Source organism: Nocardia sp. NBC_00511, from assembly GCF_045161165.1.
Taxonomy (GTDB): domain Bacteria; phylum Actinomycetota; class Actinomycetes; order Mycobacteriales; family Mycobacteriaceae; genus Nocardia.
In genome coordinates this window covers 3,642,696-3,669,628 of record NZ_CP107849.1, presented here as the reverse complement: position 1 = coordinate 3,669,628, position 26,933 = coordinate 3,642,696, and the positions used below count along the sequence as shown (strand labels likewise).

At 67.0% G+C, this 26,933-nt stretch carries 27 protein-coding genes; 14 read left to right on the top strand and 13 right to left on the bottom strand.

What is annotated here, in order from left to right:
• Nucleotides 1–140 precede the first annotated feature (140 nt).
• Together OG300_RS17285 and OG300_RS17280 are read right to left on the bottom strand one after the other, a co-directional pair.
• The gene (locus OG300_RS17285; protein WP_405497141.1) at nucleotides 141–632 is read right to left on the bottom strand and encodes a hypothetical protein; all 492 of its coding nucleotides are present in this window, start codon (nucleotides 630–632) and stop codon (nucleotides 141–143) included.
• A gap of 444 nt (nucleotides 633–1,076) precedes the next feature.
• Complete coding sequence (locus OG300_RS17280; protein ID WP_405497139.1) at nucleotides 1,077–1,619, bottom strand: hypothetical protein; 543 nt, start codon at nucleotides 1,617–1,619, stop codon at nucleotides 1,077–1,079.
• Nucleotides 1,620–1,872: 253 nt separating this feature from the next.
• On the opposite strand from OG300_RS17280, the gene OG300_RS17275 reads away from it, so the two are divergent.
• The 3 genes from OG300_RS17275 (at nucleotide 1,873) to OG300_RS17265 (ending at nucleotide 4,548) form a co-directional block, all read left to right on the top strand.
• A complete protein-coding gene (locus tag OG300_RS17275; protein WP_405497137.1) occupies nucleotides 1,873–2,133 on the top strand; it encodes a hypothetical protein in 261 nt (86 codons plus the stop codon).
• A 123-nt stretch (nucleotides 2,134–2,256) separates the two neighbouring features.
• Nucleotides 2,257–2,691 carry a VOC family protein gene (locus OG300_RS17270; RefSeq protein ID WP_405497135.1) on the top strand — a complete coding sequence of 145 codons (435 nt, stop codon included), beginning with the start codon at nucleotides 2,257–2,259 and terminating at the stop codon, nucleotides 2,689–2,691.
• Between the two features lie 792 nt (nucleotides 2,692–3,483).
• Nucleotides 3,484–4,548 carry an LLM class flavin-dependent oxidoreductase gene (locus tag OG300_RS17265; RefSeq protein ID WP_405497133.1) on the top strand — a complete coding sequence of 355 codons (1,065 nt, stop codon included), beginning with the start codon at nucleotides 3,484–3,486 and terminating at the stop codon, nucleotides 4,546–4,548.
• Between the two features lie 73 nt (nucleotides 4,549–4,621).
• On the opposite strand, the gene OG300_RS17260 is transcribed toward OG300_RS17265, so the two are convergent.
• Nucleotides 4,622–5,650: an aldo/keto reductase gene (locus OG300_RS17260; protein WP_405497131.1), complete on the bottom strand. Its 1,029-nt coding sequence runs from the start codon at nucleotides 5,648–5,650 to the stop codon at nucleotides 4,622–4,624.
• Nucleotides 5,651–5,784: 134 nt separating this feature from the next.
• Between OG300_RS17260 and OG300_RS17255 the strand changes: the two genes are divergently transcribed.
• Both OG300_RS17255 and OG300_RS17250 read left to right on the top strand, forming a co-directional pair.
• Nucleotides 5,785–6,582: an SDR family NAD(P)-dependent oxidoreductase gene (locus OG300_RS17255; RefSeq protein WP_405497129.1), complete on the top strand. Its 798-nt coding sequence runs from the start codon at nucleotides 5,785–5,787 to the stop codon at nucleotides 6,580–6,582.
• A gap of 236 nt (nucleotides 6,583–6,818) precedes the next feature.
• Nucleotides 6,819–7,721 carry a glycosyltransferase gene (locus OG300_RS17250; protein WP_405497127.1) on the top strand — a complete coding sequence of 301 codons (903 nt, stop codon included), beginning with the start codon at nucleotides 6,819–6,821 and terminating at the stop codon, nucleotides 7,719–7,721.
• A 10-nt stretch (nucleotides 7,722–7,731) separates the two neighbouring features.
• Here the strand turns inward: OG300_RS17250 and OG300_RS17245 are convergent, their stop codons facing one another.
• Together OG300_RS17245 and OG300_RS17240 are read right to left on the bottom strand one after the other, a co-directional pair.
• A complete protein-coding gene (locus OG300_RS17245) occupies nucleotides 7,732–8,583 on the bottom strand; it encodes a glycosyltransferase family 2 protein (protein ID WP_405497125.1) in 852 nt (283 codons plus the stop codon).
• 440 nt (nucleotides 8,584–9,023) lie between these two features.
• Nucleotides 9,024–10,262: a hypothetical protein gene (locus tag OG300_RS17240; RefSeq protein ID WP_405498577.1), complete on the bottom strand. Its 1,239-nt coding sequence runs from the start codon at nucleotides 10,260–10,262 to the stop codon at nucleotides 9,024–9,026.
• 124 nt (nucleotides 10,263–10,386) lie between these two features.
• Between OG300_RS17240 and OG300_RS17235 the strand changes: the two genes are divergently transcribed.
• Nucleotides 10,387–11,061: a GPP34 family phosphoprotein gene (locus tag OG300_RS17235; RefSeq protein WP_405497123.1), complete on the top strand. Its 675-nt coding sequence runs from the start codon at nucleotides 10,387–10,389 to the stop codon at nucleotides 11,059–11,061.
• A 167-nt stretch (nucleotides 11,062–11,228) separates the two neighbouring features.
• Nucleotides 11,229–12,782 carry an acyl-CoA carboxylase subunit beta gene (locus OG300_RS17230; RefSeq protein ID WP_405497121.1) on the top strand — a complete coding sequence of 518 codons (1,554 nt, stop codon included), beginning with the start codon at nucleotides 11,229–11,231 and terminating at the stop codon, nucleotides 12,780–12,782.
• A gap of 67 nt (nucleotides 12,783–12,849) precedes the next feature.
• Here OG300_RS17230 and OG300_RS17225 read toward each other — a convergent pair whose 3' ends face one another.
• From OG300_RS17225 to OG300_RS17205, 5 genes are all read right to left on the bottom strand, one after another.
• Entirely contained in the window at nucleotides 12,850–13,365 is a 516-nt protein-coding gene (locus tag OG300_RS17225) for an AAA family ATPase (protein WP_405497119.1), read from the bottom strand.
• Nucleotides 13,362–13,937 (bottom strand): NUDIX domain-containing protein, encoded by a 576-nt coding sequence (locus tag OG300_RS17220; RefSeq protein ID WP_405497117.1) that lies wholly within the window; start codon nucleotides 13,935–13,937, stop codon nucleotides 13,362–13,364. Before OG300_RS17220 ends, OG300_RS17225 begins: the two co-directional genes overlap by 4 nt.
• Before the next feature lie 38 nt (nucleotides 13,938–13,975).
• The gene (locus tag OG300_RS17215) at nucleotides 13,976–15,274 is read right to left on the bottom strand and encodes a family 1 glycosylhydrolase (RefSeq protein ID WP_405497115.1); all 1,299 of its coding nucleotides are present in this window, start codon (nucleotides 15,272–15,274) and stop codon (nucleotides 13,976–13,978) included.
• 84 nt (nucleotides 15,275–15,358) lie between these two features.
• Nucleotides 15,359–15,985 carry a LysE family translocator gene (locus OG300_RS17210; protein ID WP_405497113.1) on the bottom strand — a complete coding sequence of 209 codons (627 nt, stop codon included), beginning with the start codon at nucleotides 15,983–15,985 and terminating at the stop codon, nucleotides 15,359–15,361.
• A gap of 28 nt (nucleotides 15,986–16,013) precedes the next feature.
• Nucleotides 16,014–16,505, bottom strand: coding sequence for a hypothetical protein (locus tag OG300_RS17205; RefSeq protein ID WP_405497111.1), 492 nt, complete (start codon nucleotides 16,503–16,505; stop codon nucleotides 16,014–16,016).
• A gap of 174 nt (nucleotides 16,506–16,679) precedes the next feature.
• On the opposite strand from OG300_RS17205, the gene OG300_RS17200 reads away from it, so the two are divergent.
• The gene (locus OG300_RS17200; protein WP_405497109.1) at nucleotides 16,680–17,135 is read left to right on the top strand and encodes a helix-turn-helix domain-containing protein; all 456 of its coding nucleotides are present in this window, start codon (nucleotides 16,680–16,682) and stop codon (nucleotides 17,133–17,135) included.
• A gap of 58 nt (nucleotides 17,136–17,193) precedes the next feature.
• Here OG300_RS17200 and OG300_RS17195 read toward each other — a convergent pair whose 3' ends face one another.
• Complete coding sequence (locus OG300_RS17195; protein ID WP_405497107.1) at nucleotides 17,194–19,389, bottom strand: MMPL family transporter; 2,196 nt, start codon at nucleotides 19,387–19,389, stop codon at nucleotides 17,194–17,196.
• A gap of 99 nt (nucleotides 19,390–19,488) precedes the next feature.
• Between OG300_RS17195 and OG300_RS17190 the strand changes: the two genes are divergently transcribed.
• Nucleotides 19,489–20,184 (top strand): TetR/AcrR family transcriptional regulator, encoded by a 696-nt coding sequence (locus OG300_RS17190; protein WP_405497105.1) that lies wholly within the window; start codon nucleotides 19,489–19,491, stop codon nucleotides 20,182–20,184.
• A 125-nt stretch (nucleotides 20,185–20,309) separates the two neighbouring features.
• A complete protein-coding gene (locus OG300_RS17185) occupies nucleotides 20,310–21,536 on the top strand; it encodes a S1 family peptidase (RefSeq protein WP_405497103.1) in 1,227 nt (408 codons plus the stop codon).
• 54 nt (nucleotides 21,537–21,590) lie between these two features.
• Here OG300_RS17185 and OG300_RS17180 read toward each other — a convergent pair whose 3' ends face one another.
• Together OG300_RS17180 and OG300_RS17175 are read right to left on the bottom strand one after the other, a co-directional pair.
• Nucleotides 21,591–22,532, bottom strand: a complete 942-nt coding sequence (locus OG300_RS17180; RefSeq protein ID WP_405497101.1) for an esterase/lipase family protein — start codon at nucleotides 22,530–22,532, stop codon at nucleotides 21,591–21,593.
• 23 nt (nucleotides 22,533–22,555) lie between these two features.
• A complete protein-coding gene (locus tag OG300_RS17175) occupies nucleotides 22,556–22,927 on the bottom strand; it encodes a hypothetical protein (RefSeq protein ID WP_405498884.1) in 372 nt (123 codons plus the stop codon).
• On the opposite strand from OG300_RS17175, the gene OG300_RS17170 reads away from it, so the two are divergent.
• The 4 genes from OG300_RS17170 to OG300_RS17155 all read left to right on the top strand — a co-directional run bounded on the left by OG300_RS17170 (nucleotide 22,809) and on the right by OG300_RS17155 (nucleotide 26,891).
• Nucleotides 22,809–23,450: a fasciclin domain-containing protein gene (locus OG300_RS17170; protein ID WP_405497099.1), complete on the top strand. Its 642-nt coding sequence runs from the start codon at nucleotides 22,809–22,811 to the stop codon at nucleotides 23,448–23,450. The two genes, OG300_RS17175 and OG300_RS17170, sit on opposite strands and share 119 nt — an antisense overlap.
• Before the next feature lie 5 nt (nucleotides 23,451–23,455).
• Complete coding sequence (locus tag OG300_RS17165) at nucleotides 23,456–25,018, top strand: molybdopterin-dependent oxidoreductase (protein WP_405497097.1); 1,563 nt, start codon at nucleotides 23,456–23,458, stop codon at nucleotides 25,016–25,018.
• 238 nt (nucleotides 25,019–25,256) lie between these two features.
• A complete protein-coding gene (locus OG300_RS17160; RefSeq protein ID WP_405497095.1) occupies nucleotides 25,257–25,874 on the top strand; it encodes a fasciclin domain-containing protein in 618 nt (205 codons plus the stop codon).
• A 462-nt stretch (nucleotides 25,875–26,336) separates the two neighbouring features.
• The gene (locus tag OG300_RS17155; RefSeq protein ID WP_405497093.1) at nucleotides 26,337–26,891 is read left to right on the top strand and encodes a sigma-70 family RNA polymerase sigma factor; all 555 of its coding nucleotides are present in this window, start codon (nucleotides 26,337–26,339) and stop codon (nucleotides 26,889–26,891) included.
• Nucleotides 26,892–26,933 lie beyond the last annotated feature (42 nt).

Genomic DNA, 26,933 nt, shown 5'->3' with positions numbered 1-26,933 from the left:
CACACATCGCCCTGTAGTGCCGAACGACGTGTGATGGGCCTACCTCTATGGCGTACCCCCTGCGCCCGATTCATGGTGGACCGGGCATCGCCTGCCCCACCTGCGATTCGAGCGCAGAGGCGCCTACTTGTGCGGGTTCCTCACCAGGACGAGGCAACGTGACAGGTGGCGGCGGCGGAGCCGCTGGTGCTTCCGGTCCGGAAGGCATGCACGACAGCGCTTCCCGTCAGGCCGAGCACCTGGGCTCCCCCCGGGGCGGGCGGGGTGTAATCGGTCGACATCTGGCTGGTGATCGCGCCGTTCGCACTCTTCTGCATAGCGACGACGTGCAACGGTATGTCGACACAATCGAGGTAGATCTGAACCTCGTAGCCGGTGGCACCATAAAACCTCGTCGAGAAAGGGCTCCCCCCGAGGACATTGCCGTCGAGGGTGACCCACACCGGAGTCGAGTCGGTAGCGATAACGGCGATGTACGCGCTACAACCCGGACCGTCGATCCCGCCTTTCGCGCAGTCCGCCTGGACCTGGGTGATGTCGGCAGAGGCCGGTGTCGCCCCCAGCGCGAGGCTGACCGCCGAGGAGGCAGCCAAGATCCCGAACCCCTTGCGGGCCAGTGGTTTCAGCTTCATGGTTGGTAGATCTCCTTGCTTCCCCCGGAGAAGGACTACCGGGTGTCAGAGACACTAACGATCAAGCCAAGAGTCGGAAACGAATTCGTTTCACAAATTGGGTCATTGACACCGCGTACTTTTCGGGCATGGGGCCTTCGTCGCCGAGTCGAAGGATGGCCGGTGCGCGGCATGGGCGCCGTGAAGCCGCATCCATCGCATGAAACCGGCTCTCCAGCAACGCATTAGCGCGCAAACCCGAACGCGCGGGCATGCTCTGGTCCGCGCCTGTCGGTCACCTGGCCGTCCTCGCGTGCGCGGCCCCTGAGGTAGTCCCCAGTCGCCGACAGCACAGGGGATGCCGTCGCTTTGGTTGTGGCGAACCTCCCCGAAAACTGCGGGCACGCAATCGATGGCACGATCGAGGACCTGCTCGGATTGGGCGCCTGAGAACGCCCGCTACTGCTACGCAGCGGTCGCGAAGGGGCCGGTGTTCGTCGCCATGAATCCGGGGAGTTGGCTCGGGTGGAACGGCGGACCGCTGGGAACGAAGGCGACATCGTCCAGGTGGCAGTAGTACACGGTGTTCCACACATGCCAGTGGGCCTGTCGTCTGGGTAGATCGGCCTTCAATTGCTTCGTTTGGATCACCCCGGCGATCGTCAACAGTGCTCCGATGACCAGCGGCCAACCTGTCACACAAAGCGGCGCAAAGATAGTCGACGATATCGACGAGCCTGTCGAGGACATGATTGCAACGCAGAATATGTGCAGGATCAGCCCAGCGATCAGCAGCGCGATGCCCTTGCCCAGGTTCCCCTGGTCCGGCCGAAGCACCGGCGGCGAAAGCTGTTTCGCCAACGTCGTCTGATTGATCATCGTCGTTCTACGACGATGCCCCTCGTCATAGGCGTACCCCCGCGCATGCGACGTACCTGTGGCGTAGATCGCCGATGCCTTCTGGCACTGGTTGTTTCGCCCGCAAACCGGGCAGACCCCCTCATACATGGCCATCAGCGTAGCTGTGCGTCCGCCGACGATCAGGCCGACGACGGGCCGAGGAAGATCAACGGCCCAAGGTGAGCCTCAGGCCGTCTCGCTGCTCGCTCATGGCGAGTTCAGGACAGTTACCGATCTCCCTCCGCACGCGTGTCGGTGATGACAGCTAAGTTTCGATCACGGCGGTGGGTGTTGCTCTCGGGTTCGATGGTGTTGAACTGGCTGTGTCGCAGGCCTTGTGAGAACCGGTATTGAAGGATGGATGGCGATGGGGCTGGGGATGTATTTCACTGTGAGACATGCAGAGCCGTGGAGGGCGGATGTGATCGAAGCGATCAGTGAGCGCATTGCGGACATCGCGTCGATAGGCCAGGAGCCGTACACGATCGACGTCGAATCAGAACGCGATGTAGACGAGATCCTCTGCGGTCGAGTGCAACTGCCGAAGAACGCGGACGCGTGGGCAGGTATCGGTGTCGATTTGCGCAGCGACCTTCCGCGCTGCGTCGAGAGTCACCGATGAACGGCGTCAGGATTCGCCGATGTGGTCGCGGCCGTGAGCTTTTCGATCGAGAGGGGTTGACCTCGAGTGGGGTTGAGGGGTGAAGCTTGAGAGCGCTGTGCTGTCGAATCGAAGGAGTCGGTCATGGCCGATATCTCCCCACATCTGGTTGTCTCCGACCCTGAACAGGCCCTCAATTGGTATTCATCGGTGTTCGGAGCGGCGGAGTTGAGCCGAATCCCGCTGCCGGACGGCACCCCCTTCGCCATCGAGTTCAGCATCGGTGACACCCACCTGCATCTGGCGGGGGAGTACCCGGACATGGGCATCGTGTCACCGGCCACGCTGGGGGGCACCTATCTGGCGTTGCAGGTGGAAACCGACGATGTCGACGCCACCTTCGAACGCGCAATCGCCGCCGGCGCCAAGATCTTCCACCCCCTCGACGACGTCTTCTACGGCGAACGCACCGGCCAGTTCATCGACCCCTTCGGCCATCGCTGGGGCGTCCGCAAACAGATCCGCGACGTCCCAGCCGACGAGATAGCGCGTGCGATAGCGCGAATGTTCGGCGGATGACCTCCGACCCTGTGACATTCCCGGCGAAGCGCTCGAACGCACTGATCTGCCGCTGATCGGTCGGTTCGCGGGGCCCTGCGGATATGCGAACCAGGCCACCTTCTGCGAGGATTCGTCCATGACTGCAATCCGAAAGGGCAATGCCGCGTAGACGGCCCGTCCAGCTTCGGTACAAAGCCCTGTCGCGGGTGCGACTCTGCCACCGCGGCACTCCGCCCACACCGTCGCCGTATCGTCCGAACCTCCATCGAGAGGTCTCGCGTCTTCCTGGGCTCTCGACGCATGGCCGCGTTGTTCTCGCCGGCCTTGAGCGGACCCGGCTATGGCCTGGTGCGACCACCGAGGCGGTGAAGGAATGGCGGTTGTTCGTACGAAACCCTTACCGCCGGTTATGGAATCCAGCCTACCGAGGCTGCGGGAACTGGGGCTGCTGCACTCCGGTGGAGGAGGTGTGGGACGTCCTCGAGATGGTGGCGCACAGGCTTCCCGAGCACGACGCGCGTCGATTCCGCGCCATGCTTGCAGAGCTCGATCCCTGGTAAATGATCACGATCGCGCGAACTGCAACGCACTACATTGGCACATACCGGGCTGGGTGTCGGATTGGGATTGCGCTGATTTCAAGCATTCAAACGCGGGTCGGGGTCGTCTTGGGTGGATGGCGAGAGAAGTCATGTCATGACGGTCGGGGTCGGCGGGTTCTGGGCTGATCGTTCGATCGTCACCGGGCGGTTGTCGGATCGGGTGGCTTGGCTGTGGATCTGCGAGCGCATCGAGTGAGGACGGTTCGTCATGAGCCTGGAATTCCTGTGGTACGTGCCCAATCAAGTGGCGGCGGGGCATCGGGGGGACACCATCACTGAAGATCACAACAGCCTCGATACCCTGACCGAGCAGGCGTTGGCGCTCGAAGAGCATGGGTGGAAGGGGGCGTTGCTCGGTACCGGGTGGGGGCGGCCGGACACCCTTACTGTGGCTACCGTGCTGGCGGCGCGCACGAGTAGTTTCGAGCCGCTTGTCGCGATTCGGCCCGGGTACTGGCAGCCTGCGCATTTCGCCACGGCCGCAGCGACATTGGATCGGCTCTCCGGTGGGCGGGTGCGGGTCAATATCGTTTCGGGGAAGGACAATCTCGGGGCCTACGGGGCTGCCGAGGAGGATCAGGCCGAGCGGTACGGGCGGACGAAGGAATTCTTGCAGCTGGTGCGGAAGTTGTGGACGCAGGAGAACGTCACCTATCGCGGCGAGCACTATCAGGTGACGGATTCGACTGTGGTGCCGCGGATTACGCCGCGCGACGGGCGTCTGCATCCCACCCTGTATTTCGGTGGGGCGTCTGAAGCCGCCGAGCGGGTAGCCGCGACCGAGGCCGATGTGCAGCTGTTCTGGGGCGAGCCCCTGGAAGGAGTGCGGGAGCGGATCGAACGACTGCGGGAGCTGAGCGCGAAGCTCGGCCGTGAGCATGCGCCGCTCGAGTTCGGTTTGCGGGTCACGACATTCGTGCGAGACACCACTGCGGAGGCGTGGGCGGACGCGGAGGCCAAGGTGGCGGAGTTGGCGAACAGTGGGCACGCGCGGCCCGATGATCACCGCCGGGGGACCGCGGTCGGGCAGCAGCGGCTGTTGGATCTGGCGGCTCGCGGGGAAGTCCTCGACGACAACCTCTACACGACGCCGGGCCGATTCGGCGGGGGTGGCGCGGGGACGACCTGGCTGGTCGGGTCCGCCGAGGATGTGGCTAAATCGCTGCGCAAGTACGCCGACCTGGGCGTCACGCATTTCGTATTGTCCGACACCCCTTACCTTTCGGAGATCGAACGTCAGGGCACGCAGCTGCTGCCGCTGCTGCGCGACTGATCGGAGCGGAATAAGCGGGCGGGAGTCGAATTCGACTCCCGCCCGTGATCGTCTGTACGACAGCCGATTTCGCTCAGCCGGGCTGGCCGGTGCCGTGCACGCCGTGCTCCTCTATCAGCGCCAGTTCCTCCGCGCTCAGTTCGGGGAAGCTCAGTGCCGCGAGATTGTGATCCAGCTGCGCCGCCGAGCTCGCGCCGATCAGCGCGGAGGTGACCTCCGGGCGACGCAGCACCCACTGCAACGCCAGCTGGGCCAGCGACTGCCCGCGCGCCTCGGCGATCTTGTTCAGCTCGGCCGTGCGCTGCCGGTAAGTCTCGTCGATCGCGTCCGGCGACAGGAACGCGCTGTTGTGGGCCCGCGCGTCCGCCGGGATCGCCGTGAGGTACTTGTCGGTCAAGAGTCCTTGTGCCAGTGGCGAATACACGATCACGCCGGACCCACGGGCGGCAGCGGTCTCGAGCAAGCCATTGCGTTCCGGCTTGCGATCGTAAATCGAATACCGGTCCTGGTGAATTAGCAGCGGCACACCCGCCGCATTCAGGAGTTCGGCTGCCGCCGTGGCCGTCTCGGGCAGATAGTTCGACAGCCCGATGTACAGGGCCTTGCCCTGCCGCACCGCACTCACCAGTGCACCGACGGTCTCCTCCAGCGGCGTATCCGCATCGGGCCGGTGGTGGTAGAAGATGTCGACATAGTCGGTACCCAGATCGCGCAGGCTGTGTTCCAGCGACGACAGCAGCGACTTGCGTGATCCGCCAATCTGATACGGGCTGGGCCCGATCGGATTGCCCGCCTTGGTGGACAGGATCAACTCGTCGCGATGCCCCGCCAGGTCGTTGGCCAGCACCCGCCCGAAATGCTGCTGCGCGGAGCGATGCGGCGGCCCGTAGCGGTCGGCGTTGTCGAAGTGAGTGATGCCCAGATCGAAGGCGTGCAGGATGATTTCGCGCTGGGTGGCGTACGGGTAGTCGCTGCCGAACTTCTGCCACAGTCCGAACGAGAACGCGGGGAGTCGCAGCCCGGAGCGGCCGGTGCGCCGGTACGGGGTTCGTTCGTAGCGATCGGGTGCGGCGGTGTACGGCGGTGTGACGGGGTTGGTCATCGGTGGATCCATCCATTCCGGGCCGGGGTGAGCGGTCCTGACGATCGTTCAGTGCTGCTCCGGGTTTGCCGAGGGTTCGACTCGAGCTGCGCGGGACCGGTCACCGGAGGCGGCCGCGTTGTTAGCGTCGCCGAATGGATTTGCAGCTGAATGGAAAGCGGGCCATCGTCACCGGCGGGAGTCGAGGGATCGGGCTGGCGATTGCGCACGGGCTGGCGGCGGAGGGCGTGGATCTGGTCCTGGTCGCGCGCGATGCCGAACGATTGAAGACCGCCGCGCAGGAGGTGGCGGAGCGGTCCGGGCGGCGGGTGCTGGGCGTGCCCGCCGATACCGGGGACGATGAGCAGGTTCGGGAGTTGGTGCGGCGCACCGTCGCCGAACTGGGCGGGGTGGACATCCTGGTCAACTCGGCGGCGACGCCGTGGAGTGCGGGCGCGAGCACCGACCTCGCCGCGACCACCGATGAGATCGTGCGCCACGAGGTGGAGATCAAGGTGCTCGGGTATCTGCGCACCGCCCGCGCCGTCGCGCCGCATCTTGTCGAGCAGGGCTGGGGGCGGATCATCAATATCAGCGGACTCGGTGCGCGCCAAGCCAATTCGATCGCGCAGACGGTGCGCAATGTGAGCGTGTCCGCGTTGACCAAGAACCTCGCCGACGAACTGGGCCCGCACGGCGTCAACGTGTCGGTGGTGCATCCCGGCCTGACTCGCACCGAGCGGCTCACCGAACGGTTGACCGCGCAGTCCGCCGAATCCGGCACCCCGGTCGCAGAGCTGGAGAATGCGTTGGCGCACAACACTATTCGCCGGGTCATCGACGCGTCCGAAGTCGCGAACGTGGTCACCTTCCTGGCCTCGCCGCGCAGCGCCGCGATCACCGGCGACGCCATCGCCGCCGGTGGCGGAGTTCCCGGTCCCGTCTACTACTGAGTCGTCACCGCGGTGATGCCGAACGGAACGCGCCCCGCCACCATCGTGCGGAATGGGTGGCGGGCAACGTGTCGGCGGGCTCGGTGACCGCCGGTCGTAAGTGGGGCCGACGGCGGCGTTGATCTCGCCGTGATCGCAACGGTCGGCGGCACCTGGCCAACCGGGTGAATTCCTGGCTAGACTCCCCGCTGCGGGGTCCCCGCGAACCTTCGTTCTAAGTTTCTGGAGCTTGACCCATGAGTGACCCGCGATCGGTGAAGCGCGTCCCCGAGCTGGTGTCCATCATCATTCCCGTCTATAACGGACTGCCCGATCTCGACGAGCAACTCGCGGGGCTGGCCGAGCAGGACTACACCGGGCCCTTCGAGGTGCTGGTGAGCGACAACGGGTCCAAGGACGGTCTGCGCGAGCACATCGCGGGGCATCCGCTCACCGAGAAGCTGCGCATGCGCTACGTGGACTCGTCCGCCAAGCAGGGCGCGCCCTACGCCCGCAATCACGCCGCCACCTTCGCCGGCGGCGACTTCTTCGCCTTCGTCGACCAGGACGACCGGGTGTACCCGCACTGGCTGCGCACCATCGTGGACGTCGCCGCCGACTTCGACGCGGTCGGCGGGTCGATCGAGGCCGATACCCTCAACGATCGCGAATCCGGTGCGTGGCGGCCGGTTCCGACCCCGCAGGAGGGGTTCGGGACGCACTGGCTGCCCTTCGCCAACGGCAACAACACCTCGTACTGGCGGGAGGCCTTCGAGAAGATCGGCGGCTACGACGAGGACCTGATCATCGGCGGCGACGACGTCGACATCACCTGGCGGCTGCAACTGGCCGGGCTGAAGTTCGGGCACGCGCCGGACGCGCTCATCGCCTACCGGCTGCGCCGCACCCCGCGTGAAGCGTGGGGGCAGAGCATCGGCTACGGCTACGGGTACGCGCAGGTGGTCATCAAGCACCGGGCCGCGGGGTGCCCGCGACTCCCGGTGCAGGCGCTGCTGAGCACACTGCTGGTCGCGATCGGGTGCGGCCCGTGGAACCCGTTCATTCGCAAGCGGGTTCCGCAGGGTCTCTGGATCATGCACACCGCGGGTCTGATCGGGCGGATGAAGGCGAGCTTCGCCTACCGCACCTACACGGGCTGACCTTCGTGGCTCAGGAGCCGACCGCGGAAACGCGTTCGGCTCCCGGGCGCAACGAGAATCGTCGCCGGTCGAAATCCCAGTAGCGGTAGATCGGCCATTGCAGAGTGTGACCGGTCCAGGCGCCCGCGACGGTCGCGTGATCCACCAGCCGCGGCGCGAGGCCGTGATCGCGCAGGGTGCGCAGTCCGATCATCTGGAATTGCCAGAACCGTCGCGGCGAGGTGCGCCGACGCCGTGCCGAGGTCAATGCCTTCATGTTCGTCAGCTGTTCGATGCGCAGGCCGCTGCGCGCCAGGCAGATCGCGAGATCCAGGTCCTCGGCGAGGTCGGGGCGGATCTGGGTGTGCTCGCGCACCGTCAGCCAGGCGTCCCGGCGAATGGCCATGTTCGGTCCGTACATGTTGCCGACCGGGCCGCCGAGCTTATCGAAACGCACCAGCACCCATTGACCGAATTTGAGCAGGTATCCGACCGGGGAATCGTGATATGTGCAAAGTCCTGAAATAGCAGCCGTTTCCGGATGTTCGTTCAGGAAACTACGAATGGTCGCGCTCCATTCGGGGGAGACGATGGTATCGCCGTCGGTGCGCGCGATGATCTCGCCACGGGCCTTGTCGAAGCCCGCATTGCGGGCCGAGGCGATGCCCCGAATCGGCTCGTGCAGTAATTCGATCTTGGGCAGCTCGGCCGCCAACTCCTGAACTATGCGAACGGTCTCATCAGCGCTTCCGTTGTCCACGACGATGATTTCGTCGATGCCGTCCTGCGCCGAGAGGTTACGTAACGTGCGCTCAATCGATTTCGCTTCATCTAGGACTGGAACAACAATCGACAGGGCGATCGGACGCGGCCCGGTGACCATTCAAACCTCTTCGTGGAACTGGTGAATCGTGACGTGCGAGGCACACCATACGTCGCCGTTGTACCTGTGTCGACTATTCACAGCTTCCAGCTGTAATTTCTGGATCACACTCGTTTTCCGGGTAAACAACCGGCGAGCGTAACCCGCACAGCCAGTGAATTGCCAGCGCCCGATCGGCCACTTTTCGATGATCTTCGGGAGGCCGTCCGACCGGCTCGTTTCGCCCCGTCGGGGACCCGTGCGGACCCTCGATCCACGGAAACCGATGCTTCGCAATGCTATTCATCAAGCCGTGCCTTCGGCTCAGCCGATTCCATCCTCGTGATGACCGATTCGAAAAGCGCCCTCGACAGATTCGAATCGGGGTTCGGTGCGTCCGGTGGCCCAACTGTGACCGACATCGCGCGGGAATCGGCTCGTCGCGGCGCGAGAGTCGGCTGCTAGCCGAGGGCGGTGAGGAGGGCCGTGAGGCACTGGGACTCGATGATCGGATCGGGTGTTTTCGCCCGGACGGCTTTGAGAGCCGCGTCGATGCGGCTGTCGATGACGGTCCAGGCGGAGCGGTCGATGGCTTGCAGGGCGTCCTGGTCGCGGTCCCATGCGGTTTCGAGATCCTTCATCCGGGTCTTGGCTTCGAGCTGTTGTCCCGCTTGAACTTTCGTGAGCGTGTCCTGGGTGATGGTACGGAAGGTGGCGATCTCGCCGGGCGGGAAGTGGGCGGCCTGGCCCGGGGTGGCGGATGCCGGAACCGGTGCGGCGGACTCCTCGTCTCCGGTGGGACCGGTATGCGGCTGAGCCGCCGCCCAGGCCAGCAGTGCCGCGGCCAGTGCGGTGACCGCCGCGTAGTAGCCGAGCATGAGCCGCTCTCGGCTCGGCGAGGTCTTCGATGCTGTTGCGGGAGAGTTGGTTTCGGTGCCGAGCACGTCCGCGCGGGTGCGGGTCAGATACAGCACGGTGGCCAGAATGGCGGCCAGGAACAGCACGCTGGTCAGCGCCGTCCCGAGGCCGAGACCGTGGTCGGCGGTCGGAGAGGCCAGCCAGTCACCGAGATTCGCGCCGAGCGGGCGGGTGAGGATATAGGCGAGCCAGAACGACAGTACGGCGTTGGCTCCCCACCGGTGGCCCAGCGCGACGGCGGCGATCAACCCGGCGGGCAGCAGCACCGAGACGCCCGGACCCCAACCGGTCAGCGAGAGCGTCCAGTCGCCCGCGGCGGTGCCCAGCGCGAAGGTGACCAGTACCGCGAGCCAGTAGAACAATTCGCGCGGCGTGGTGGTGATCGAATGGATCGACAGCGTGCGTTCGCGGACGAACCAGACACCGAAGACCAGTGCCAGCGCGGCGGCGAACACGGCCGTGCTCACCGCGAGCGGGACCGACAGATTGTCGGTGAGAATGTCGGTGTAGAGCGTGCCGGTCACACTGAGCACCACGACCGTCAGCCAGTACGCGAACGGCACATACCGGCGCAGCAGCAGCTGCCAGGCCAGGACCCCGCCGAGCACCACGGTGAAAAGCACTGCGGTCAGGGTCAATCCGACGCCCAGGGTGGTGTTGATCCAGTCCGCGAAACTCTCGCCGACCGTCGTGCACAGGATCTTGATCACCCAGAACCAGACGGTGACCTCGGGAACCTTGCTCAGCATCCGGCGCGGCGCTCGGACCTGCGAATTCGTCATCTCCGTCACGGGGCGCGACGGTAGTGCCCGGCCACTGTGGCGACGCTGAGAAAACTGCGGCCGCCGCGACGACACGCGCGGCTCCTCAGCGTGCTCACAGCGGAGCGCTGGCAGCGTGGCCGCCATGACACCGCTGATCGCCGAAGACCTGCTGTGGATGCTGCACGACGACCACACCGGGGAGCCGCTGCTCGCCCGCGCGGTCATCGATCGAGTGCTGGCCGGGGCGGTCCTGCTGGAGTTGACTTCCATCACACCCGAGCGGCCGGTACCGCCGGTCCGGGTACTCGACAGCGGGCGGCGCGGGCGGCCGGTGCTGGTCGCCTCCGGCGGCGCGAGTGCCGAATCCGACGCGGTACTGGTCGACGCACTGTGCCGGATCGTGGGTGCCGCGCAGGATCCGGGACAGCTGCTCGATCGCTTCGGTCGCGGGCTGCGAACCACCTTGCTGGACCGGCTGATCGCCGCCGGGCGAATCGACTGCGATCGCGGGCGAGTGCTGGGCGTGTTCGCGCGCGGTACCTGGCCCACCATCGATATCGCAGGTAAACAACAACTTCGGACCCGGCTGCATCGCGTGCTGTTCGACGCCCAGCCCGCGGACGCGCGCAGCGAGGCGTTGCTCACCCTGCTGTCGACGGCGCGTGCCACCGCCATCCAGTGCGCGGGCTGGGAACCCGATCTGGTCGAACACACCGCGCGAGCACAGCAGCACCGGTACCTGTCCGCGGCGGTGGTCACCGCGGTCGAACGCGCGGTCTGTCGCACCCAGGCGGGCCTCTACACCGGCGCCGTCTGATCTTGCGGCGGCACTGCGCAATTCCTGGCGACTGATTGGCAAGACCCTGGATGTGAGGCCCGTCTCGGTTGTGATTCGTCCCGAATATCTGGTTCAGTGACGCGTGCTGGGGCGATACGACCTAACGTTCCGGGGGCACAACAGTTGGTTGGAAGGTGGCAGAAAGCGTGATCGGTACACGGGCGAAGCTTGATGAACTGGCCAAGATCCTGGAGATCGCGGCCGAACCGGCAGGGGAGGCCGGTGTCGCCAAGCGGGAGAAGAAGGGCATTCCCAGTGTGCGCCGGCGGGTGGAAATGCTGCTCGACCCCGGCACATTCATCGAGACCGGTGCGCTGGCCCGGCAGCCGGGACAGAAGGACGCGCTCTACGGCGACGGGCTGGTCACCGGGCGCGGGCTGATCGGCGGGCGTCCCGTGGTGGTGATCTCCCATGACCAGACCGTGTACGGCGGGTCGGTGGGCGTCACGTCCGCGCAGAAGTTCATGCGCGCCTTGAAGTTCGCGTTCGACAACGCGTGCCCGGTGGTGACCATCAACGATTCCGGTGGCGCGCGGATTCAGGACGCGGTGGGTTCCATCGCGTCGTTCGGCGACATCTCGCGGGTGCTCGAGAAGTTGTCCGGGTATGTGCCGCAGGTGTCGATCATTCTCGGCAAGTGCGCGGCGGGTTCGGTGTACGGGCCGATCAACACCGATGTGCTCATCGGCACCAAAGACTCGTACATGTTCGTCACCGGACCGGATGTCATCAAGGCCGTCAACGGTGAGGACGTCACCGCCGAGGAGCTCGGTGGCGCGGAGGTGCAGGCCAAGCGCGGCACCCTGCATCACGTGGCCGACACCGAGCAGGACGCATACGAGTGGGCCCGCAACTACCTCAGCTACCTGCCGACCAGCTGCCTCGAGCAGCCGCCGATCGTGAATCCCGGCCTGGAGCCGGAGATCACGGCGTCGGACCGGGAACTCGACAAGATCATCCCGGACTCCGACCGCTCCGGCTACGACATGCACGAGATCCTGCTGCGGCTCTTCGACGACGGCGAGTTCCACGAGATCCGCGCCGCCTTCGCCCCCAACCTGATCACCGGATTCGCCCGCGTGGACGGCTATCCCGTCGGCGTCATCGCCAATCAGCCATTGGTACTTGGTGGTTCGATCGACGCCGCCTGCTCCGACAAGTCCACCTACTTCATCCGCCTCTGCGACGCCTTCAACATCCCCCTGGTTTTCGTCGCCGACACCCCCGGCGTCCTGCCCGGCCTGTCGGAAGAAGCAGCGGGCGTGATCATCCGCGGCGGCCGCGTCCCCCGCGCCATCATCGAAGCCACCGTCCCCATCATCAACCTGGTGGTCCGCAAATCCTACGGCGGCGCCTACGGCATGATGGCCGCCCGCCAGGTAGGCGCAGACTTCAGCTTCGCCTGGCCCACCGCCCGAATCGCCGTGATCGGCGCCGAAAGCGCCGTAGACCTCCTCGGCAAACGCCAACTCGCGGCAATCCCCGAAGAACACCGAGCCGCCGCCCGAGACTTCATGGTCAACCAGTACAACGAAACCGTCGCAACCCCTTGGATCGCCGCCGAGCGCGGCTACATCGACGCGGTAATCGAACCCGCCACCACCCGCCTCGAAATCCGCCACGCCCTCCGCCTCCTCCGCGACAAGCCCCCCGCCAAACCAGAATTCAACCCCCGCAAACACCCCATCTACCCGATGTAGTTGCCGGACACCATCATCGACCCGGAGCAGCCAGTCGTTCGCCGATTGCCTGCTCCGGCTTGAGTTTTCAGCGCTTCGGAGAATCGGCAACGGCGAGAATGTCGCGGTGAATCCGCTCGACGATCACGTCCCGCCCCCAGTCGGCGGTGAAGCGAACTTCCTCGACGAAGCGCAACGGTTGCCACCCGTGGTACCACCCGGCCATCTGCTCGGGGGTGAACGCCGCCGCCTGCGGCCGGGCGGCATGCCGCCGCGCAGTCTCCTCGAATGTGAGGTCGAAGCCGTAGTGCAGGGCGTATCGCGTTGAGCGAGTGAGCCGTTCGAGCATGTCGCCATACCGGTCGGCATCGAGGATGCCCTCGACGATCACAACCAGCCCCCGGCCCAGGCCGTAATTGGCGATGTGTTCGATGAGTGCGATATTCGCGGCACCGGCGACGTCATGCTCCCGAAGCATGTCCCGCCTGACCGTATCTTGTGGCACAACAAGGCAAGTGGCTCGCGCGAAGCGCTGCTGCACAGCTCGGGCGACAGTCGACTTCCCCGAGCCGGAGTTCCCCCGGATTACCACCAGCACGCTCACGACTGGGGAGTCTTCCCCAGAGCGTGATGGAGTTTGCGCAGAAAGCGGGGGAGGTGGGGGTCAGTCGGTGGGAGATCTGGAGTGTCGAGGGGCCACCAGTGTCCGCCGTCGAATTCGGTTGGGTCGAGGGGGTATTGGTGGGTACTGTCGCCGCGAATCACGTACCAGAGGGAGACGTCGACGTGGCCTGCGGTCTGGCCGACGGTGGTCGTCACGGTGAGGAAGAGCGGCTGCTCGCTGGTGACGGTCAGTTCGGCGGTGATGCCGAGTTCTTCGGTTGTTTCGCGGCGGGCGGTGGTCAGGGGATGCTCGCCAGGGTCCACGTGGCCGCCCATCGGCAGGTGCAGGCCCGCTTTTCGGTGACGGCCGAGATAGACGGCTGGGGTGTCGGGGTCGACCAATGCGGTGTATGCGACCAGGTGGGGTGACGGGGTCGCGGGTTTGAGTCTGCGGAAGATGTCGTCCGTGGAGTGGAGCCAGGCCAAAGTTGTTGCGATGTGGTGTGCTTCGAGCTCATCGCAGGCGGGGATATTCGCGACCAGGTCTGCGACTACCGCCGTAGCAGGCTGCATGGGGGCGAACTGTACGGCGGGGGTACGACAAAGTTGGCTCAGCGGACGGTGACCGGGGCTATGCAGCTGGAGGGGAGGTCTTGGAGGGAGCAGAGGGCGGGGGAGCGGGTGGGGAGGTAGCCAGGGGGGACGCCGCCGGTGGTGGCTATGTCGTGGTAGGCGGGGACGGCGGGGGTGGGGTGGCGGGTGAGGGAGGGGTCGGTGGTTACGTCGACGGTGTAGAGGCCGAAGCGGGGGGAGTAGCTGCCCCATTCGTAGTTGTCGGTGATGGACCAGTAGTTGTAGCCGATTACGTTGATGCCGTCGGCTTTTGCGCGTTGGATCCAGTAGACGGTGTCGCGGAGGTCGTCGGCGCGGGTGATGCCGTCGGTGGTGGGGGAGCCGTTGTAGGTGGGCATGCCGTTCTCGACGATGTAGAGGGGGCGGCCGGGGAACTTCTGGCCGTAGCGGCGCAGCACGTAGTAGATGCCCTCGGGTTCGATGATCAGGGGCGAGGACGTGTTGGTCAGCTGGGCGAGCAGGTTCGGCGGGTTGGTGAGGGAACCGCCGTAGTAGTAGTCGATGCCGATGTAGTCGACCTTGTCGGCGATCCGGTCGATGAAGGAGGCGTCGGCCTGCGCGGTGCCGGTCGCGGAGTACGCGATATTGCTGGTGACCATGGCATTCGGCTGCTGGACGTGGATGTAGTCGTAGATCGCGCGATGCGCGGCGACCATGCGATCGATCATGGGCGTGACGTCCAGTGCGCCGATATCGCCGATCCGCTGCTCCTGACCCACGTAGGCGAGCGGCTCGTTGAACGTCACCCACATCGGGTCCTCGTGCGCGTAACGGTCAACGACCGCACGGGCATTGGTCAGCCAGTCGTCGACCATGCCGGGATTGCGCCAACCACCGCGATCGACCTCCCAACCCGGAAACACCCAGTGGTCCAGGGTGATCATCGGCTGCATCCCGGCCGCGCGAATCCGCGCGATCAGACTGTCGTAGAAGGAGAAATCCCAGACGCCCGGACTCGGCTGCACCCGCGCCCACTCCACGCTGATCCGGTACACGCCCACACCGAGATTCGCGGCATTCTGGACATCCTCACCGTAACGATGCAGGAAGTCGACCGAATCGCCGTATCCGTCCGCCTGGCCCGAATTGGCGTATCTGCTCCAATTGCTGTCCGGTGCCGAGCCTTCGCTCTGAAACCCGGAACTCGATACACCCCACCGGAAATCGCCGCCCACCGACGGTAGCCCCGGATCTGCGGTGACCCGCCCGGGGGTGATGGTCGCGCACAGCGCGGCCAGAACTACACATGTGAGCGTGAACAGTGCACGGCGTCCCATCGGATCGAGAGTACCTGCTACAGGACCGCTTTCGCGGGGGTCCGCATGGATTGGGCAGCGCCACAACGGGAAAGCACCGAGTGTTCAGGACTCGGTGGCCAGCCGTACGCCGAACCCGACCAGCACCACTCCGGTGAGTGCGTCCAGGCGACGGCGGATGGCCGGAGCCCGCAGCCAATTCTCGATCGCACCCGACGCGGCCACCAGACCTGCGCAGTAGAGCGCGGTGAGCAGCACATAGATCGCGCCGAACCCGAGCGTCGTCCACACGATCGGCGACCCGTCTGGCACGAACCCGGGCAGGAAGCTGACGAACAGGACACCGATTTTCGGATTCAGGATGTCGGTGAGCAGCCCGGCCCCGAAATTGCCGAGCCGATCCAGCGGTGACGCGGTCCGATACCCCGCGGACTCCTCGGCGGAAGTCCGCCGCAGCGCCCGCAGCGACTGCACGCCGATCCAGATCAGATACCCCGCGCCCACGATCTTCAACAGGTCGTATCCGATCCTGCTGGCCTGCAACAACGCCGACAGACCCAGCGCGGCCGCCACCACCCAGACCATCAGCCCGCACAGCACCCCCGCCGCGGTCCGCGTCCCGGCCGCGCGCCCACCTCGGACCAGACTGCGCACCACGACCAGCGTGTCGGGTCCCGGCAGCAGCACGAGCACGATTGCGGTGAGGGTGAACGAGATCAGCGCGACGACCATCCGTTCAGGATAGGGAGGCGCGCGGCGCTCAGCGGTAGAGCGTCGGTTCGATCACCAGGTCGAAGAACGGAACATCGACCCGAACCGGAGTGACAGCGGTGGCGGTGAGCGCGGCGGTATCGGTGCCGGGACCCGCGAACACGCAGTGCCCGTTGGGGTTGACCACCAGAGTTCCCGCCGGACCGCCCGCGAGCCCGGCCGCACCCGGCAGCCGCACCCGCACCGCGCCGCGCAGCTCGACCGCGGTGCCCGCCGGAACCGGCACCACCTGATGCACCCAGGGCAACAGGAACGGATGCGCGACGACGGTGGTGGTCCCGCCCTCGTCCTCGACGCTCACCGCGGGCACCTGAACCGGCGAGAATCCCGGGGTCAAAAGCTGATTCGAGTCGATGCCATCGCCATTGGCGACCTGCGAATAGTCGGGGGTGAAGCTGTCGGCCTGCGCGTTCCCGGCGAAGGCGATCGCCAGCGCGACACCGGCACCGATGGTGCCGAGTGCGATCGTCGGAGTTCTCATGGCCCAGATCCTGGGAGAAGACGCTGGTCAGCGAAAGCCTTTCGCTCGAGCTGATCGAGGCGGGCCGGTCCGGTGGCGCGCCGACTCGCGGCTCCGTCTCGGGATTCGCGCGAACTCGTGGCAACCTTTCCTGTGCTCCGGCGCAGGCCCGGATCAGGAATCGAGGAGGGGTGCATGGCGAAAATGGGTAGGCGGAAGCGGTCACGTCTAATCACGCAGGGAGTGCTGACTTCCGGCAAGGACAACAAGGACAAGAAGGTGACGCCCCGCGCAGCGGAGGTCGTCGAAGCACGCCCGGCCGAGGTCGTCGAGGCGAAGGCCACGCCCGCGCCCGCGGCGAAGGCTCCCGCGGCACCGACCGCGCCGGCCGGAGACGGTGAGCTCGACGTCACCGCCCTCGCCGACCGGGTGAAGGCGCGCCGCCGCGAAAAAGGCTGGACGCAGGCCGATGTGGCCCGCAACGGCGGCCCGTCCGCCGGAATGATCAGTCAGATCGAGCGGTCCCTGATGGACGCGCCCGCGGCCGAGGTGCTGGCCAAACTCGATGCGGCACTGGAGTGGCCGTCGGACACCGCCGACGCCATCCTGCGCGGCAGCGCCCCGGCGGAACTGGCCGGTACGGCGAGCTGACGGTCGGCGACGACCGCCGAGGTAGCGCCGAAATCCGGCGCTACCTCGGCCGAGCCGCTCAGGCCGAGGCCAGTTCCCGCTGCTGCGGCACAGCGCTTTCCTCCTGCGGCCCTTCGATATTCAGATGTGGCAGCACCTGGTCCAGCGGTCGCGGCAGCCACCAGGCGAAGCGACCGAGCAGCGCCAGCACCGCCGGGACCAGCGTCAGCCGTACCGCGAACGCGTCCACCAGCACACCCACGGCGAGCGCGAAGGCGATCGGTTTGATCAGCGCGTCGTCGGTGGGGACGAAGGAGGCGAACACCACGACCATGATCGTGGCCGCCGCCGTCACCACCCGGGCATTGTGGCGAGTGCCCTCGATGATCGACGCGTGCGCGTCACCGCTGCGCGTCCACTCCTCACGAATGCCGGAGACGAGGAACACCTCGTAGTCCATGGCCAGCCCGAACAGCACGCCCACCAGGATGATCGGCAGGAAGCTCACCACCGGTCCGGTCCGGGAGACACCGAACAGGTCTGCGGCCCAACCCCACTGGAAGACCGCGACCGTCGTGCCCAGGGCCGCCGCCACCGACAGCAGGAAGGTGAGCGCGGCCTTCAGCGGTACCGCCAGCGAGCGGAACACCACGATCAGCAGCAGCAGACTCAATCCGACCACGATGCCGATGAACGGGAGCAGTGAGCCCGCCAGCCGCTGCGAGACATCGATGGTGACCGCGGTGTCACCGGTGACCGCGATGCTCGCACCCGGCACCTCGCCCGGAATCCGATCGCGCAAGGCGTGCACCAGATCCGCGGTTTCGGTGGCCTCCGGCGCGGTGGTCGGGACGACCATCACGATGGACTGCCCCGCTTGGTGAGTCGGCTGCGGCGGTGCCACGAAGGCGACGTTCGGCAGCTTGTGCGCGGCGGCGACCACCTGCTGCGCGGCGCTCGCGCCACCGTTCGGATCGTCGACGACCACGACCAGCGGCCCGTTGAATCCGGGACCGAACTTCTCGGCGATGGTGTCGTAGGCCTGCCGCGGACCGGAGTCGGCGGCCGCGGATCCATTGTCGGGCAGCGCCATTCGCAGCGACGTGATGGGTGCCGCCAGCAGCCCGAGCGCTCCCACGACGATCAGCACCGTGACCCACGGGCGTGCTGTCACCAGCCTGGCCCAGCGCGCACCCATACCGACGGCCGACTTGTCTACGCCCGCAACGGCTTCACCTGCGGTGGCGCGCCGATGCGCCCGCGATCCGGGCCGAGGGGCGAGCCGAGTGCCCGCGAATCCGGCCAGCGCGGGCAGCAGCGTCACCGCCACGCCGACCGCGACCAGCACCGCCGCGGAGGCGGCCAGACCCATGACGGTCAGGAACGGAATCCCGATGACGCTCAAGGCCGCCAGCGCGATGATCACCGTCGTCCCCGCGAACACCACCGCGCTACCGGCCGTGGCATTGGCCCTGGCCACGGACTCGCGCGGCGTCAGCCCCGAGGTCAACTGTGTGCGATGCCGCGACAGGATGAACAGCGCGTAGTCGATGCCGACGGCCAGCCCCAGCATGAGCGCCAGGGTGAGCGCGGTGGAGGACACCGACACCACCGAGCTCAGCGCCAGTAGCCCGCCGACGGTGATGGCGATGCCGAAAACCGCTGACAGCAAAGGCATTCCGGCCGCGAGTAGCGATCCGAAGGTCAGTGCGAGCACCAGCACCGCCACCGCGATCCCGATGATCTCGGTGATGCCCGGTTTCAGCTGGTTCATCGAATACGCGGAGCCGCCGACCGAGACCTCGAGCCCGGCGTCGCGCGCGGTCCCGGCCGAATTCTCGACCGCGTCGCGCGCGGCCTGCGGCACCTGCGATCGATCGCCCGCGAAGTGCACCACGCCGACCGCGGTGCGCTGATCCGGTGAGATGGTCCCGGCCTGCTGCGGTGTGGTCACCCCGGTGGCCTTGGGCGCCGCGCCCGCGGTGGTCAGCGTCTGCTGGATGGCCGCGCGGTAGGGCGCCTCGGTGATCAGATGCCCGGCCGGTGCGGTGAAGACCAGCTGGGCGGTGGCTCCGGCCGCGTCGGGCGCGGTGTCGGCGAGGGTGTCGAGGGCGTGCTGTGATTCCGCGCCGGGCACGGTGAAGCGGTCGTCGAGACTCCCGCCGAGCGCGGTCGCGCCGCCGACGACGGCGAGCAGTAGCGCGAGCCAGACGGTGACCACGAGTCGGCGGCGTCGGAAGGAGAAATCACCGAGTCGCCCCAGCAATCCGCTCATGCGCGGTTCCTCTCGGAGATGCGGGAAGGATGTTGACGAGCGTGAACTTTATGGGCGTTAACTTGCCACGGAATCTATACAGGTGTCAACATTGAGCTTGTGACCAGCTCCGACGACGCAGCTCCGCGACCCACTCGCGAAGGTCCCTACCATCACGGCGACCTCCGCAACGCCCTCGTCAGCGCCTCCGCGCAACTCGCCGAGATCGGCGGCCCCGCCGCGGTGACCGTGCGCGCGGCCGCCCGCGCGGTCGGCGTCACCGCCACCGCCGCCTACCGCCACTTCAACGGGCACGAGGAACTCCTCGCCGCCGTCTGCGAACAGGCCAACGCGGCGCTCTACCACGCGCTCAGCACCGCGATGGAAAGCGTTGCCGAGCAGCCGGATCCGATCGCCACCGCGATCGCCCGGCTGGCCACCGCCGGTCGCGCCTATATCGAGTACGCCGACCGGGAACGTGGCCTGTTCCGCACCGCCTTCTGCGTCTCCGATATCGACCAGCACAAGGACGTCACCGAGGACCCGATCTTCGCGCTGCTCGCGGTCGGCCTGGACGCTCTCGTCGACGGCGGCTTCATGCACGAAAAGCAGCGTGCCGGTGCGGAATTCACCGCCTGGGCGGCGGTGCACGGCCTGGCGACCCTGATCGTCGACGGACCGCTCGCCGATGTCGACGAGGTCGAACGCGAGGCCGCCGTCCGTCACACCATCGCCACCATCATGCGCGGCTTCGGCACCGGCCCGCACGCCGAACCCCATCTGTCGAGCGACCCTCACATCGCCCTCGACGCCTGACGGCCGGGCGCGCTCGCGACGTCGACGACCCGCACGCGGGTGGAATCCGCGCGCGGGTGAACGAGTTTCGGCCACACCGGTGCGGTCGGTAGCGAAAGCGTATGGCGGCTGATAGCTTCGCGAAAATGACGAGCGGAAGCGGGTTGGGCCGCGCCTCGGCGGTGGCGATGTTCGCGTTGCTGGTGTGCCTGCCCTCGGGCGGTGCCGCGGGCGCGGCGACGGTCGAGACCCGGCCGCCGACCTTGGCGACGGTGATCGGGCGCGATCTCGGCATCACGCCGCGCGAGTATCTGCGGCGATCGGCGGCGGCGCAACGGCTGGCCTCGTTCGCCGCCGCTGCGGCACAACGGTTTCCGGGAGCGGTGGGGCCGGTCCGGCTGGACGGCGCCGGGCGCGGCATCGTCACCGTCGCGGCGAACGCCCCGCAGGCCCGTGCCGCCGTGCGCGCCGCCGGCTGGCTCTCGGCTGACGACCCGAGGCCTGCGGCGCCGGATGTCCCCGCACCACTCGAGAACCCGGTCGATCATCCCGTCGCCACGGCTCCCGACGTCGAAACCATTGCCGGTGGAGACATTTTCGCCACTCCCAACCCGCAGGGCACCGCGGCCGCGAAGTGCTCGTGGGCGTTCAACGCCGTGGATGCGGACGGGCAATCGGTCGCACTGACCGCGGGACACTGCAATCTGGCTGTCCGGCAAGGCTTGTCGCCCTCCGACTATCCCGCCACCTACCGGGTGACCGCCGGCCGGCTCGCGGGAGCCGTGGCCGGCGCGCCGACCGGACGCTTCGAGAAGTCGGTACTCGACGGCCAGCGTGACTATTCGATCGTGCACGCCACCGATTCCGCGCGAGACGCGTTCGGGGACAACCTGGTTCGTGGACCGGTCGGCGATTCCGATATCGCCGTCACCGGTGTGGGGATTCCCGTGGTCGGTGCGCCGGTGTGCAAGTCCGGTGCGACCACCGGCTTCACCTGTGGGGTGGTGACCGCCGTGGATCAGCCCGACCCGCAGCGCCCACCGGCCCGGTTCAAGCACAGCGCATTGAGCCTGCCCGGCGACAGCGGTGGCGCGTTGATCTCGGGGACACTGGCGTTGGGGATCGTGAGTTCCGGCGGCTTCGACACCGACCTGCCGTCCTTCCCCACCGAGCCGCCGGTGGAGCTGCCGTCCGCCCCGGCCAATCCGCTGTTCAACCTCGGCAAGATGCTCGATCAGGTCGGCCCGCAGCGACTTCAGCAGCTGGGTCCGCCGGTCGCCGCCGTCCTGCCACACGCGCCGTTCACGATGATCGCGCAATCCGTCGCCGACGTACTGGCCGAGAACCCGGGCCTGCGACTGCGCACATCATGAGATGTACTGCGTGACAGGCTGTTCGGTGAACCATTTCGATGGAGACCGTCGCGGTCAGCTCGCGGCCGGGCAGGCCACTCCGGCGTAGGACGGATCCAGCGCCCGCCGCACCAGGTAGTCGACCGTGGGTGACTGCGGCAACGTGCCGTGGTCGAAAGCGTCTGTGGCGCAATAGTCCTGCACCCACAGGTTGTCGACGTGCGCTCCCGGCCCGGCGGTGAGGAAGGTGGCCTCCGGCGGGGTGGACACCTTGTCGGCGTGACTGGCGATCACCGTGTAGTCGATGCCGGGATCGGTGTCGCCGCCCGCGTTCAGCGTCCGCACGAACTCGCTGCCCGCCAGCTGCTGGATCGCGGCCACCCCGACCACCCGCGCGGCGAGCCCGTCGGCGGACCCGGTGGCGCTGCCGTCGTTCAGCAGATTGCTCAGACCGCCCATCGTGGTCCCGTGATTGGTGCCCGCGATGGAGACCAGCCGGTCGACACGGGGTGCGCCGCCGAGGAATCGGAGGTACTGCCGAACCGCCAGCGCGCCCTGGGAGTGCGCCACGATATCGAGCCGATCCACCCCGGTGGCCGCCCGCACCCGATCGAGGAACGCCGCCAGTTCATGTGCGGAGTTCCCGATGTCACCCGTCGCGTAGATGCCGGGCTTCGCGCCCATGGCGCTCGCGGTGTCGCGCCCGTAGTTCAGCGAGAACACGCAGTAGCCGTCGGCTTTCAGCTGCGGCGAGAGGATGTCCCAGTCGTTCTGATTGCCCCAGGTGCCGTGCACCAGCACCACCGGCTTCGGGTGCGCGACGGTGAGATGGCAGGCCCAGTCGTCGGAACCGTCCGGTGGCACGCTGCCGTCGCGCTTGCCCGGCTTGCCGGTGCTGTCGGAGCTGGAACCGCTCGAGCCGGTGGCCGGGGCGGCGAGCGCGCTCGATGCGCAGAGGCCCGCGACGATGCCGCCCGCCATGGTCAGTACCGCCAGGCGGCGCAGTGTCGTGGTCACGGCCTCGGGGATCCCTTCGTCGATCAGCGAAAACCGTACAGTGCTCTGTTTTGGATCGCAAGGCTGGAAAAAACTTTCTCGCCGATCGACCAAACCGCCCTGACACGCTCAGCGAAATCCTCACTGCGCCCATCGGATACGAACCCGGTGCGTGACGGTCGACCATCGCGAATTCCGCGGCGGGGACCGGTATTTCGGCTGTCCGGTAGTTGACCGGCCGCCCGGATCACCCAATATCGCGGCCGCTCGGCCGCCGCATCGGAGGTAAATCGCATCATGAGGACAATGCATCGCGCGCTCGCCGTGGCCGTCGCGCTGACCGCGGCCACCGCGGGCGTGAGCGCCTGTTCCAGCAATAAATCGGACTCGTCGGGCTCGGCGATGTCCTCGACCATGGCGTCCACCTCGGCCGCCGCGGGAGCGGCCGCCAACCTGGTCGGCCCGGGCTGTGCGGACTACGCCAAGCAGGTACCGACGGGGGCGGGTTCGGTGAGCGGTATGGCTCAGGACCCGGTAGCCGTGGCGGCCTCGCACAACCCGCTGCTGACCACCCTGGTCTCGGCGGTCTCCGGGCAGCTCAACCCGCAGGTCAACCTGGTCGACACCCTCGACGGCGGGCAGTTCACCGTCTTCGCGCCGGTCGACGCCGCCTTCGCGAAAATCCCGGCCGCGACCGTGGATTCGCTCAAGACCGACTCCGGCACGCTCAGCAAGATCCTGACCTACCACGTGGTGCCCGGCCGGATCGCCCCCGATCAGATCGCCGGCTCGCACAAGACGGTCGAGGGCGCCGATGTGACGGTGACCCGCGACGGCAACACCATCAAGGTCGGTGACGCCTCGGTCATCTGCGGCGGCGTGCAGACGGCGAACGCGACCGTCTACATGATCGACACCGTGCTGATGCCGCCCGCCTGATCGTCATGGTCAGTGTGATGGACGCCGAACGTCCTGTACACCAGGGACATTCGAAGCGGGACGGCTGGGCTTCGGCCGCGGTGGCGGGTGTGCTCGCCGCCGCGACGGTGCTCGGGGTCGGGCATCTGATCGCGGCCTTCATCGACCCGGCCGCGTCGCCGTTCTATGTGCTCGGCGCGACCATGGTCGATCACACGCCACATCAGCTCAAGGATGCCGCGATCCAGCGTTTCGGCACCCACGACAAGCAGGCGTTGTTCGCGTCGATGGCGGTGGTGATGCTGATCGGCGCGGCGCTGGCCGGAGTGCTGGAGCGCCGTCGCCCGCTCGGCAGCGCGCTACTGCTGGTGCTCGGCGGCTTCACGGTGTGGGCGGCACTGCAAAGGCCCACGGCCACCGGATGGTTCGTGGTGCCGACCGTCGTCGGCATCCTCGCCGGAATCGCCGCGCTGCGGCTGCTGATCGCAGCTCGTGGTGTCGCGGTGGAGAGCCGTAAAGGGCTGTCCCGCAGGCGATTCCTGGTCGCCGCGGCGGGCGTGGCGGTGGTCGCCGCCGGAACCGCCGCGCTCGGGCGCACACTCGCCGCCCGGCTGCACGATGTGGTCGCGGATCGCGCCCACTTCCGGTTGCCCGTCCCGCAGCAGCCCGCGGCGACGATTCCGTCGGCGGCGCAACCGCGCATCCCCGGACTGACGCCGTTCGTCACCGCGAACGGCGAGTTCTACCGGGTGGACACCGCGTTGCAGTTGCCCGCGCTCAAAAGTGCGGACTGGCAGCTGCGCATCCACGGAATGGTCGACAGGCCAATCGAATTGGACTTCGACATGCTGCGCGGCCGCCCGGCGGTCGAGCGGGTGATCACCATGACCTGTGTCTCGAACGAGGTCGGCGGTAATCTGGCGGGCACGGCTCGCTGGGGCGGCTATCCGCTGGCCGAGCTGCTCGCCGAGGCCGGGGTGCAGTCCGGCGCCGACATGCTGCTGTCGCGCAGTGTCGACGGATTCACCGCGAGCACACCGCTTTCCGCCGTTCTCGACGGGCGTGACGCGCTGCTGGCGGTGGGGATGAACGGCGAACCGCTGCCGGTGGCCCACGGGTATCCGGCGCGGCTGATCGTGCCGGGCCTCTACGGGTACGTGTCGGCGACGAAGTGGGTGGTCGATCTCGAGGTGACCCGGTTCGACCGGGCCCGCGCCTACTGGACCGAGCGCGGTTGGGCCGCACAGGCGCCCATCAAGACCGCCTCCCGCATCGACGTGCCCGCCGCGTTCGTGACGGTCGACGCCGGGGACGTGGTGATCGCCGGAGTCGCCTGGGCGCAGCATCGGGGGATCGCGAGCGTGGAGATCCAGGTCGACGATCAGCCTTGGCAGCCCGTGGATCTCGCCGCGGAGTACTCCACCGACACCTGGCGGCAGTGGAGTTGGACCTGGCGGGCGACCTCGGGCACGCACACGCTGCGGGTGCGGGCCGTCGACGCTACCGGCGCGCTGCAGGCCGAGAACCGGACCACGCCCTTCCCGGACGGCTCGACCGGCTGGCATAACCGAGTGATCACTGTGCGATGAATTGCCGGTGAACTCGGGCGGGTCGGAGGAATTCGCGCCATCCCATAGCGATTTGCGCATGTTCCTCTGATTCCGGCAAATGTAGTTTCGATTTCAAGCTAATCGGTCAAAGTCCGTTCTATCGCTGATATCCGTGGATGTTTCAGGACAACCGGCCTGATTCCGGAACTCGAGTTCGTTAGCGGGTTTCCGGCCGGTCGACCAAACCGGCGCAGTGGGCGCGGCGAAACCCCTTATCATGGAACTGGACTCGCGAATGCTCATCGCCGCGATCACTTTGATTGCCTCCACCGCCGGTCTCACCGCCTGCGAGCGCGACGGCGATACACACTCGCGATACGAGGTCACCACCGCCGCGCAGCCCTCGGTCGAGCGGGCCGCGGATCTGGTCGGTCCCGACTGTGGGCGCTATGCGAGTTCCGCCCCGATCGGTCCGGGGCCCGGTGCCGCGCCGGGCGCGGAAGGTGGAGCGGCCGCACAGGATCCGTTGGTCGCGACCCTGCTGGCGAAGCTGGCTGGGCAGTTGATTCCCCGCGGTGACGATTCCGGCGACGGGCAGTACACCGTGTTCGCGCCGACGGGCCGCGCGTTCACCCAGCTCCCGGCCACGATCATCGCGCAATTGCGTTCCGACCCCGGCGTACTCGATCGGATCCTGAGCTACCACCTGGTGCCGGGCCGCATCGCGCCCGCGGAGATCGCCGGGGTGCATCGGACCGCGGAGGGTGCGGACGTCACCGTCACCCGGGAGGGCGACAGCTTCGCCGTCGACGGTGCGCACGTGGTGTGCGGTGGTCTGCGGACCGCGCACGCGACGGTTTATCTCATCGATTCCGTACTGCTGCCACCGGTCTGACGGGCATGACGAACCACCGGTCGGCGAATGCATTGCCGACCGGACGTGGTCGCTCCTATCGCGGTGCTCATGTGTTTGTCCGATGTGAGTTCTGCTAAGGGTTTCGGGTAGGTTCGGTGGTTGGATTGGTCATCGCGGAGATCGCGGTCCCGAAAAGAATCGCTAGGCGACCAAACCAATTGGGGGACCGGTTCGAAACACTTCTTGTGCTCTTGCATCGCCCACACCACGGAGGGACCAGTTCGTGAACTCGATTCAGCGCTCGGTCACGGTGGCACCGATTTCGGACGCGGCGCCACCCGGTTGATCAGCGGTGGTCAGTGCCATATCAGTCCACGAGTGGGGGTTCGAGTGACCGATGAGGAGAGCAGGCCTATCATCTCGTTGATCGGTGGATTCGGTGATGGGGAAACCGCCTCGGCGCCAGCGTGTCCCACTGAGCGACCGTCTCGTGACGACGAATTGACCCTTCGCCTCACCGAACTCGTGGTCGCCGTCGGCGGGCACGATCGGGCGGCGTTCACCGAGCTGTACCGGCTGACCAGTCACCGCGTGTTCGGTCTGGCGCTGCGCATGCTCGGGAACCGCTCCACCGCAGAGGAAGTCACCCAGGAGGTCTATCTCCAGACCTGGGTGCTCGCCGACCGCTACGACGCCAGCATCTCCAGTCCGATGGGCTGGTTGATGATGCTCACCCATCGCCGGGCCGTGGACCGCATCCGGATGGATCGCTCCGCCGTCGAACGGGAAATGGTGTTCGGGCACCTGCATTTGGGGCAGGACCGTGATGTGGTGCTCGAAGAGGTCGAGCAGAGCCACGACGAGCGGGCGGTGCAGGACTGTATGGACGCGCTGACACCGCTGCAGCGCGAGACCATCTCCCTCGCCTATTACGGCGGCAGAACGTATTCCGAGGTCGCGGAGCACCTCGGCGCCCCGGTCCCGACGGTGAAGACCCGGATCCGGGATGGCCTGAAACGCTTGGCGGACTGCCTGTTGGGCCCCGACGCGGAGTAGTCGTCGGGGCCGGCGGTCGTCGCCGCTCGCCCAGCCGTCGAG

Coding starts and splice junctions, on each gene's coding strand:
- OG300_RS17285 (WP_405497141.1), bottom strand. CDS start 632: ATGAAGCTGAAACCACTGGCCCGCAAGGGGTTCGGGATCTTGGCTGCC.
- OG300_RS17280 (WP_405497139.1), bottom strand. CDS start 1,619: ATGTATGAGGGGGTCTGCCCGGTTTGCGGGCGAAACAACCAGTGCCAG.
- OG300_RS17275 (WP_405497137.1), top strand. CDS start 1,873: ATGGCGATGGGGCTGGGGATGTATTTCACTGTGAGACATGCAGAGCCG.
- OG300_RS17270 (WP_405497135.1), top strand. CDS start 2,257: ATGGCCGATATCTCCCCACATCTGGTTGTCTCCGACCCTGAACAGGCC.
- OG300_RS17265 (WP_405497133.1), top strand. CDS start 3,484: ATGAGCCTGGAATTCCTGTGGTACGTGCCCAATCAAGTGGCGGCGGGG.
- OG300_RS17260 (WP_405497131.1), bottom strand. CDS start 5,650: ATGACCAACCCCGTCACACCGCCGTACACCGCCGCACCCGATCGCTAC.
- OG300_RS17255 (WP_405497129.1), top strand. CDS start 5,785: ATGGATTTGCAGCTGAATGGAAAGCGGGCCATCGTCACCGGCGGGAGT.
- OG300_RS17250 (WP_405497127.1), top strand. CDS start 6,819: ATGAGTGACCCGCGATCGGTGAAGCGCGTCCCCGAGCTGGTGTCCATC.
- OG300_RS17245 (WP_405497125.1), bottom strand. CDS start 8,583: ATGGTCACCGGGCCGCGTCCGATCGCCCTGTCGATTGTTGTTCCAGTC.
- OG300_RS17240 (WP_405498577.1), bottom strand. CDS start 10,262: ATGACGAATTCGCAGGTCCGAGCGCCGCGCCGGATGCTGAGCAAGGTT.
- OG300_RS17235 (WP_405497123.1), top strand. CDS start 10,387: ATGACACCGCTGATCGCCGAAGACCTGCTGTGGATGCTGCACGACGAC.
- OG300_RS17220 (WP_405497117.1), bottom strand. CDS start 13,937: ATGCAGCCTGCTACGGCGGTAGTCGCAGACCTGGTCGCGAATATCCCC.
- OG300_RS17215 (WP_405497115.1), bottom strand. CDS start 15,274: ATGGGACGCCGTGCACTGTTCACGCTCACATGTGTAGTTCTGGCCGCG.
- OG300_RS17210 (WP_405497113.1), bottom strand. CDS start 15,985: ATGGTCGTCGCGCTGATCTCGTTCACCCTCACCGCAATCGTGCTCGTG.
- OG300_RS17205 (WP_405497111.1), bottom strand. CDS start 16,505: ATGAGAACTCCGACGATCGCACTCGGCACCATCGGTGCCGGTGTCGCG.
- OG300_RS17200 (WP_405497109.1), top strand. CDS start 16,680: ATGGCGAAAATGGGTAGGCGGAAGCGGTCACGTCTAATCACGCAGGGA.
- OG300_RS17195 (WP_405497107.1), bottom strand. CDS start 19,389: ATGAGCGGATTGCTGGGGCGACTCGGTGATTTCTCCTTCCGACGCCGC.
- OG300_RS17185 (WP_405497103.1), top strand. CDS start 20,310: ATGACGAGCGGAAGCGGGTTGGGCCGCGCCTCGGCGGTGGCGATGTTC.
- OG300_RS17170 (WP_405497099.1), top strand. CDS start 22,809: ATGAGGACAATGCATCGCGCGCTCGCCGTGGCCGTCGCGCTGACCGCG.
- OG300_RS17175 (WP_405498884.1), bottom strand. CDS start 22,927: ATGGTCGAGGACATCGCCGAGCCCGACGAGTCCGATTTATTGCTGGAA.
- OG300_RS17165 (WP_405497097.1), top strand. CDS start 23,456: ATGGTCAGTGTGATGGACGCCGAACGTCCTGTACACCAGGGACATTCG.
- OG300_RS17160 (WP_405497095.1), top strand. CDS start 25,257: ATGGAACTGGACTCGCGAATGCTCATCGCCGCGATCACTTTGATTGCC.